The sequence below is a fragment of the Candidatus Sodalis sp. SoCistrobi genome (assembly GCF_900143145.1).
Classification (GTDB): Bacteria; Pseudomonadota; Gammaproteobacteria; order Enterobacterales; family Enterobacteriaceae; genus SoCistrobi.
Genome location: NZ_FRDB01000150.1, coordinates 1 through 7,451, shown reverse-complemented (window position 1 = coordinate 7,451; position 7,451 = coordinate 1). Strand labels below are relative to the sequence as shown.

Sequence of the window (7,451 nt, the reverse complement as noted above, 5' to 3'; positions counted from 1 at the left end):
GCTGCAATGCCTCGGGCAATGTACCGGCCTTTGACTCCTCGACGATAAAGGTCACCGCCGCAATGCGGGTCATGCCGACCTGCTGTAACCGGATCACTTCCTGTGCCAGCCTCATGCGCGCATCGGCGATCTGCTTCTGCTGATCGTTGAGGGCCTGCACCTTGCGCTCAAGCAGGGCCGGACATTGGCGCATGATCGCCAGCTCATCACGCGACTTGATGGCGGCGCTGTGCTTGACCGACTCATCAACCGGTTGGGCCGGAGCCTGCGCTATTAAAGATTTATAGTGCCGTTGTTTGATGATCTCGCGAGCTTGCTCTGGTAAACAATCGATGTGGTACTCGAAAGCCTTGGTGCCTGAACGCTTACGGACTAAATCGGGTGAATTTGCAGTCCGCTTATTCAATGACCAGCGAAGTCCCTGCAAGGTGCTAGGTAATCCGGGAAAACCGACTAACTCACTCACCGTAACAAACATAATTACGACACCTTACTCATATAGCGACTTGGCCAAATGCTGGCCGGATCCACATTGAGTGCATTAGCGATAATGCGTTCACCTTTGGGATAGGGACGATACAGCGCGTTTTTTAACGTGCTGGACGCCAGCCCCGAGCCGCGGGAAAGATCTTGCATGGTGATCCCCTTCTTGTGCAGGGAGGCCACGATATCAATCCGGTGCCAGTCACGATGATTCACTTCATTTCTATCTATCATTCGATTACCCTAAAAAGTTAACCATGCGGGTAAGTCATGGGGCTTACCGATACAGCAATAATATCTCAAATCTAAGACAAGGAAAGCAAATAATGAATTTTCTTTTCTTATTGTATCACATAAGAGGTATTTTTTTCATTTTATTGATTATTATAAATAAGTTATAGGGAAAAGAAAATGAGGAAGAAGAAAACAAGTAATTTTGCTTTTGATATGGATGGAAAAGAAAATTTTGTCGCACGCCTTAAACAACTTATAGGCAATAGAAGCGCTAGAACTGCTGCAACTGAATGGGGGTTATCCTTCTCAACATTGCACAACTATTTAACTAGGGGTACAGAACCATCTTTTACGGTGGTGCAGAATATCGCACATAAGGAACGCGTTAGCCTAGAATGGCTTGCATTTGGTTCACCATGCACCCAGAAAGAAGTGGTCTCAACTAGCGAGATTCCGTCGATTAACGAGGAAAGCCTAATAGAAGATCCTTTAGAAGCTACTTGGCATATGATTTATAAGTCTCTGAATAAAAAAGATTTAGAGGCATTAATAAGCCTGCTTTTGCAAGAGGGGGCAAAGGGTGTATTAGCGTTATCAGGACGTAAAGATGACTTAGATAGCCTGTTACTCCAACTTCCAAAAGAAGAAAAAGAACGTCTGATAGCCCTACACGAAGCTAAAAAGGGGGCGATATCTGAAGAGTGTGCAGTAGAATATGTGGCAAGCTTAAACTGTAAGAAAAGTGGAGCAGCCTAAATAAAGATTAGGCCATTATCTATCTCATTTCATTATTTTTATGATTTACTAATATTTTTTTAACCTAATTCACATATATCTAATGGATGCCCAAAAAGCGTTTAAACTACCTTTAAATCTGCTCAAACCACAGTCATTCGAGTCCAGAATTTAGTGCAAAAAAATCATTTTCTGCCCATTTTTTTGCGGCGAGTCCAAAATCTGTAAAACCGCTGCAAGCCGCGCCATTAAAGGGCTTCCGGCTAACCCATCGTTCAACTTAAGAGTCCAGAAATGATTGCCACCCCACAGGATAATGCTGTTTATCCCCATTCGCGAATCTTGCTACAGTACTGTCAGACGTTGACTAAGGAATGTGTTATGAAATGCCATCGCGTTAATGAACTAGTGGAGTTGTTACATCCCGCCTGGCAACAAGAGCCTGATCTTAATCTGGTACAATTCCTGGAAAAGCTGGCGCAGGAGGCAGGTTATCAGGGCAGTCTCACCGGCCTGACCGATGATATTCTGATCTATCATTTAAAAATGCGCGGCAGCGATAAAACGGCCGCTATTCCTGGTCTGGCGAAAGATTATGAAGAAGACTTTAAAACGGCCATCTTGCGCGCTCGCGGAATTATTAAGGAGTAAGCCGAGTTGATGAGACTCTTTCTGCGTGGGTCGCACCGGGCCGTCCTGACGTTACTTACGATTACATGTTGCGGCGGCAGATTATGAGCACAGGGTTCAATTTCCAGGCATTAATGCCCGATTTGATCATGGACGCCCTGCAACAGACGGGGATCGTCGTTGATTCCGGTTTAACCGCGCTGAACAGCTATGAAAATCGCGTCTATCAGTTTCTGGACGAAGACAAGAAGCGTTATGTCGTTAAATTTTATCGCCCCGAGCGCTGGAGTGCCGATCAAATTCTGGAAGAGCACCAGCTGGCGCATGAGCTCGCGGCAGCCGAAATACCGGTGGTGGCGCCGCTTGTTATTCATAATGCGACGCTGCATCTACATCTTGGCTATTATTTTTCCCTGTTTCCCAGCGTTGGCGGCCGGGCTTTCGAGCAGGATAACGATGACCAGCTGGAATGGGTAGGGCGCTTTCTTGGCCGTATTCACCGACACAATGGCAGTCGCTGCTTTAGCGCGCGCCCCACCATGGGATTGGTAGAATATCTGACGCAGCCGCGTCACGAGCTGGAAAATAGCACTCTGATTGCAGGCCGGCAGAAAGCGGTATTTTTACAAGCCTGTGATCAGCTGATAGCGCAGGTGCATGCGGTGTGGAACACCGATTGGCGGCCGCTGCGTCTGCATGGCGATCTACACGCCGGTAATATATTGTGGCGTGACGGTCCGACATTTGTTGATTTGGACGATGCCCGCAATGGTCCGGCAGTCCAGGATCTCTGGATGCTGCTTAATGGCGATCGCCGCGACAGACTGTATCAGCTGTCGCTGCTGTTGGACGCCTATGCTGAATTCATGGACTTCGATTCACGGGAACTGGCCCTGATTGAGCCGCTGCGGGCAATGCGAATGATCCATTATCTCGCCTGGGTTAGCCGTCGCTGGGACGACCCGGCGTTTCCGCGCAGTTTTCCGTGGATGGTTGAAGGGGAATTTTGGTCGCAACAAACCGCGCTATTTATTGAACAGGCGGCGCTGTTGCAACAGCCGCCGTTGCAGCTGATGCCGGTATATTGATTGTTTTAAGCCTATGTTATTCATTTTGGAGAGACACTATTTATGAAAAGAATATGGTTTGCGTTGATGGGTATCGCGTTGGCGTTCAGTGCCACGGCCGCGCAATTCACTGAAGGTCAGCAATATGTCCAACTCGACAAGCCGGTGACCAGTGAACCCCAGGTGCTGGAATTTTTCTCGTTTTATTGCCCGCATTGTTATCAATTCGAGCAGGTTTATCACATCTCCAGCACGGTAAAAAAAGCGCTGCCTGCCGGCACCAACATGACCAAATATCATGTGGATTTTCTAGGGCCAATGGGCAAACAGTTGACTCAAGCCTGGGCGGTAGCCATGGCACTGGGCGTGGAAGATAAAGTGAGTCCGCTGCTGTTTGATGGTGTGCAAAAAACGCAAACCATACAAACGCCGGACGATATCCGCGCGGCGTTTGTCAAAGCGGGCGTCAGCGCGGAAGAATATGACTCCGCCTGGAACAGCTTTGTTGTGAAATCGCTGGTGGTGCAGCAGGAAAAAGCGGCCACCGATCTGCAGTTGCGCGGCGTGCCGGCGATGTTTGTCAACGGCAAATATATGGTGAAAAACGATGGGCTGGATATGTCGTCTATGGACGCTTATACCAAACAATTCGCCGATGTCGTGAAATTTTTACTTAGCCAAAAGTAAAATCGCCTGCGGGCGAATGATGCAAAACGCCTGCAGATGCCGGCGTTGTCATTTCTGGCGATGTGCTAAACAGCAAGTATCTCCTTAATCTGCCTGAGGATAATGCTGATGCCCGTAACGGCCCATAGCAGGTTTATATCCACAATGGCAATACCCTTGTGAAGTTATTTGCTATTGTCAGGTTAATATATTAATTACTTGATAATAAAGGTTTTTTGTCTAGCGACCTCGCGAATATCGCGCCTGTCAATAAAAACTATATTTTTTACTCACAAAGTTATCCACAGCATGATCCTGCGGATCTGGCCGCATTCCCGGTATTTTTATCGCCCTTATGCTACGCTAACCATCGTCTCCGGCTGCCGGCTGTGGCATGCTACCCCTTATCTTTGCTGACTGAAAAAGAACGAAATACGCTATGGTCCAAATCGCAGAAAACCCGATTATTTTGGTGGATGGTTCTTCCTATCTTTACCGCGCCTATCACGCCTTTCCGCCGCTGACCAATAGCGAGGGGGAACCTACCGGGGCGATGTACGGCGTATTGAATATGCTCAAAAGCCTGCTGGTGCAGTACCGGCCAAGCCATGTGGCGGTAGTGTTTGACGCCAAAGGCAAGACGTTTCGCGATGAGTTGTTCGAGCATTACAAATCCCACCGGCCGCCCATGCCGGACGACTTGCGCAGTCAGATAGCACCGCTGCATGATATGGTCAAGGCGATGGGTCTGCCGCTACTGGCTGTCAGCTGCGTCGAGGCCGATGACGTTATCGGGACGCTGGCGCTGGCGGCGGCGCGCGACGGCCGGGATGTGCTGATAAGCACCGGCGACAAGGACATGGCGCAGCTGGTGTCGCCCAAAATCACCTTGATTAATACCATGTCGAATACCATCCTCGGCCCGGAGGAGGTGCAGTTGAAGTTTGGCGTGCCGCCGGAGCTCATCATCGATTATCTGGCGCTGATGGGCGACAGTTCCGATAACATTCCGGGCGTGCCGGGGGTGGGTGAGAAAACCGCGCAGGCGCTACTGCAGGGACTGGGCGGGCTGGAAAGCCTTTATCAACAGCTTGATAGCGTCAGTACCCTGAGCTTTCGCGGCGCTAAAACTATGGCCGCCAAGCTTGAGCAGCACCGCGAAGTGGCTTTCCTGTCCTACCAGCTGGCGACCATTAAAACCGATGTGGCGCTGGACTTGCCCTATGACCGGTTAACGGTGGAGGAGCCCGAGGCCGAAGCGCTGATGCTGTTGTTCCAGCGTTATGAATTCAAACGTTGGCTGAGCGATCTGGAAGCGGGTAAATGGCTGCAGGGACGCAAAAGTGCGGTTGCCGCACCGTCGCCGTTTACCGTGCCCCGTCCGGCGGCGGCCGAGGAGCCAACCGAGGTGTTGTCGAAAGACGGCTATGTCATTATCGACACTATGGCGACCCTGGAGACGTGGATCACTGCGATTCGCCGCGCCGGTGTATTCGCCTTTGATACCGAAACCGACGGGCTGGACACGCTTACCGCGAATCTGGTCGGGCTGTGTTTTGCCGTGAAACCGGGTGAGGCCGCCTATCTGCCGGTGGGGCACGACTACCTGGATGCGCCGGACCAGCTTGACCGTGCGGCGGTATTGGCGGCGCTGAAACCGGTTTTGGAAGATCCCGCCATCGGCAAAATCGGCCAGAATCTTAAATTCGATCGCGGGGTTATGAAACGATACGATATCGAGCTGGCGGGCATCGCGTTCGATACCATGCTGGAATCTTACGTGCTGGACAGCGTCGCCGGCCGCCACGATATGGACAGCCTGGCGGAGCGTTTTTTACAGCACAGCACCGTGAGCTTTGAAGAAATAGCGGGTAAAGGCCGCAATCAGCTGACATTTAATCAAATAGCAATGGAGCAGGCCGCACATTACGCCGCCGAAGACGCCGACGTGACGCTGCGTCTGCACCAAAAGCTGTGGCCACGCATTGAGCAGGCGCCGGCGTTAGAGAAGGTGTTTAGGGAAATCGAAATGCCGCTGGTGCCGGTCCTGTCGCGCATCGAGCGCACCGGCGTGCTTATCGATGAAACTATCCTCGCCGCACATTCGGTGGAACTGGCTAAACGCCTGGAAGAGCTGGAGACGGAAGCGCACCAACTGGCGGAAGAACCGTTTAATCTTTCTTCTACTAAACAGCTGCAGGCGATTTTGTACGATAAGCAGAAATTGCCGGTGCTGAAGAAAACCCCCGGCGGTGCCCCTTCTACCAATGAAGAAGTGCTGGCCGAGCTGGCGCTGGATTATCCGCTGCCGAAGCTGATTTTGGAATATCGTGGCCTGGCCAAGCTTAAATCCACCTACACCGATAAGCTACCGCAGATGATTAACCCGCTGTCGAAGCGGGTCCATACCTCTTATCATCAGGCCGTCACCGCCACCGGACGGCTGTCCTCCAGCGACCCGAACCTGCAGAATATTCCCGTGCGCAACGATGAGGGCCGGCGCATCCGGCAAGCGTTTATCGCGCCGCCGGACGCGCTTATCGTGGCGGCGGACTATTCACAGATTGAGCTGCGCATTATGGCGCATCTCTCGCGCGACGCCGGATTACTGAACGCCTTTGCTGCCGGCAAGGATATTCACCGCGCCACCGCCGCCGAAGTCTTCGGTATGCCGCTGGAAAAGGTGACCCAGGATCAGCGCCGCAGCGCCAAGGCGATTAACTTTGGCCTGATTTACGGCATGAGCGCTTTTGGTCTGGCGCGTCAGCTATCGGTGCCGCGATCGGAAGCGCAGAAATACATGAATCTCTATTTCGAGCGGTATCCCGGCGTGTTGGAATATATGGAACGCACCAGCAGGCAGGCCAGCGATCAGGGCTATGTCGAAACCCTGGACGGCCGCCGCCTGTATTTACCGGATATCCACTCGCGCAACGGCATGCGTAAAAAAGGCGCGGAGCGCGCCGCTATTAACGCCCCGATGCAGGGTACCGCCGCTGATATTATCAAGCGGGCGATGATTGCAATTGATGGCTGGCTACAGCAGGAAGCGCCACCGGTCCGCATGATTATGCAGGTGCACGATGAACTGGTCTTTGAGGTGCAGCGCGATGCGGTAGAGAGCGCCAAAGCACGCATTAAGGCGTTGATGGAAGGCTGTTTTACGCTGGATGTGCCGCTGCAGGTGGACGTGGGCGTCGGCGAAAACTGGGATCAAGCTCACTAAGTGGCGAATGACTAAGCACTTTTTGTAATTAAGCTACATTAAAATGTGATGTATTCCCACAATAAGCATTCCTTATACGTAAAAAGGTGAAAGTAAACTACAAAAAATTCTTTTGCCCCATCAAAAAATAGGGTAAAGTTATCGGCGTAGGGTACAGAGGTAAGATGTTCTGGTAATGCCTTCAAATAGTTGAATTTTGTGATATTCTGCCTCTATTTGAGGTTTCCACTTGGTTACAGTTTCTGTTCATTGTCCTCGCTGCCATTCAGATGAAATTTATCGGCATGGCCTTAGTCCAACTAAGCGCGAACGCTTCCGGTGTCAGTGCTGTCACCGTGTATTCCAGCTTACCTACCGCTATGAAGCGCGAAAGCCGGGAGTTAAAGAGCAGATCGTTGATATGGCCTTCA

Annotated in this window: 8 protein-coding genes; 6 read left to right on the top strand and 2 right to left on the bottom strand. The window is 51.3% G+C overall.

Going from position 1 to position 7,451, the window contains the following annotated elements:
- Together CINSTRO3249_RS10715 and CINSTRO3249_RS10710 are read right to left on the bottom strand one after the other, a co-directional pair.
- The coding region (locus CINSTRO3249_RS10715; RefSeq protein WP_305781686.1) for a DNA-binding protein at positions 1–478 on the bottom strand (478 nt) is incomplete at its 3' end.
- 2 nt (positions 479–480) lie between these two features.
- Positions 481–717 carry a helix-turn-helix domain-containing protein gene (locus CINSTRO3249_RS10710; protein WP_025245731.1) on the bottom strand — a complete coding sequence of 79 codons (237 nt, stop codon included), beginning with the start codon at positions 715–717 and terminating at the stop codon, positions 481–483.
- Positions 718–894: 177 nt separating this feature from the next.
- Between CINSTRO3249_RS10710 and CINSTRO3249_RS10705 the strand changes: the two genes are divergently transcribed.
- From CINSTRO3249_RS10705 to CINSTRO3249_RS10680, 6 genes are all read left to right on the top strand, one after another.
- Positions 895–1,473: a helix-turn-helix domain-containing protein gene (locus CINSTRO3249_RS10705; RefSeq protein WP_074013275.1), complete on the top strand. Its 579-nt coding sequence runs from the start codon at positions 895–897 to the stop codon at positions 1,471–1,473.
- Positions 1,474–1,833: 360 nt separating this feature from the next.
- Positions 1,834–2,103 (top strand): YihD family protein, encoded by a 270-nt coding sequence (locus CINSTRO3249_RS10700; protein ID WP_074013274.1) that lies wholly within the window; start codon positions 1,834–1,836, stop codon positions 2,101–2,103.
- 80 nt (positions 2,104–2,183) lie between these two features.
- Positions 2,184–3,170 carry a serine/threonine protein kinase gene (locus tag CINSTRO3249_RS10695; protein WP_074013276.1) on the top strand — a complete coding sequence of 329 codons (987 nt, stop codon included), beginning with the start codon at positions 2,184–2,186 and terminating at the stop codon, positions 3,168–3,170.
- A gap of 42 nt (positions 3,171–3,212) precedes the next feature.
- Positions 3,213–3,836 (top strand): thiol:disulfide interchange protein DsbA, encoded by a 624-nt coding sequence (dsbA, locus tag CINSTRO3249_RS10690; RefSeq protein ID WP_074013273.1) that lies wholly within the window; start codon positions 3,213–3,215, stop codon positions 3,834–3,836.
- A gap of 418 nt (positions 3,837–4,254) precedes the next feature.
- Positions 4,255–7,041: a DNA polymerase I gene (polA, locus tag CINSTRO3249_RS10685; RefSeq protein ID WP_074013272.1), complete on the top strand. Its 2,787-nt coding sequence runs from the start codon at positions 4,255–4,257 to the stop codon at positions 7,039–7,041.
- A 229-nt stretch (positions 7,042–7,270) separates the two neighbouring features.
- Positions 7,271–7,451 (top strand): IS1 family transposase (locus CINSTRO3249_RS10680; RefSeq protein WP_074013271.1); only part of this gene is annotated, 181 nt, incomplete at its 3' end.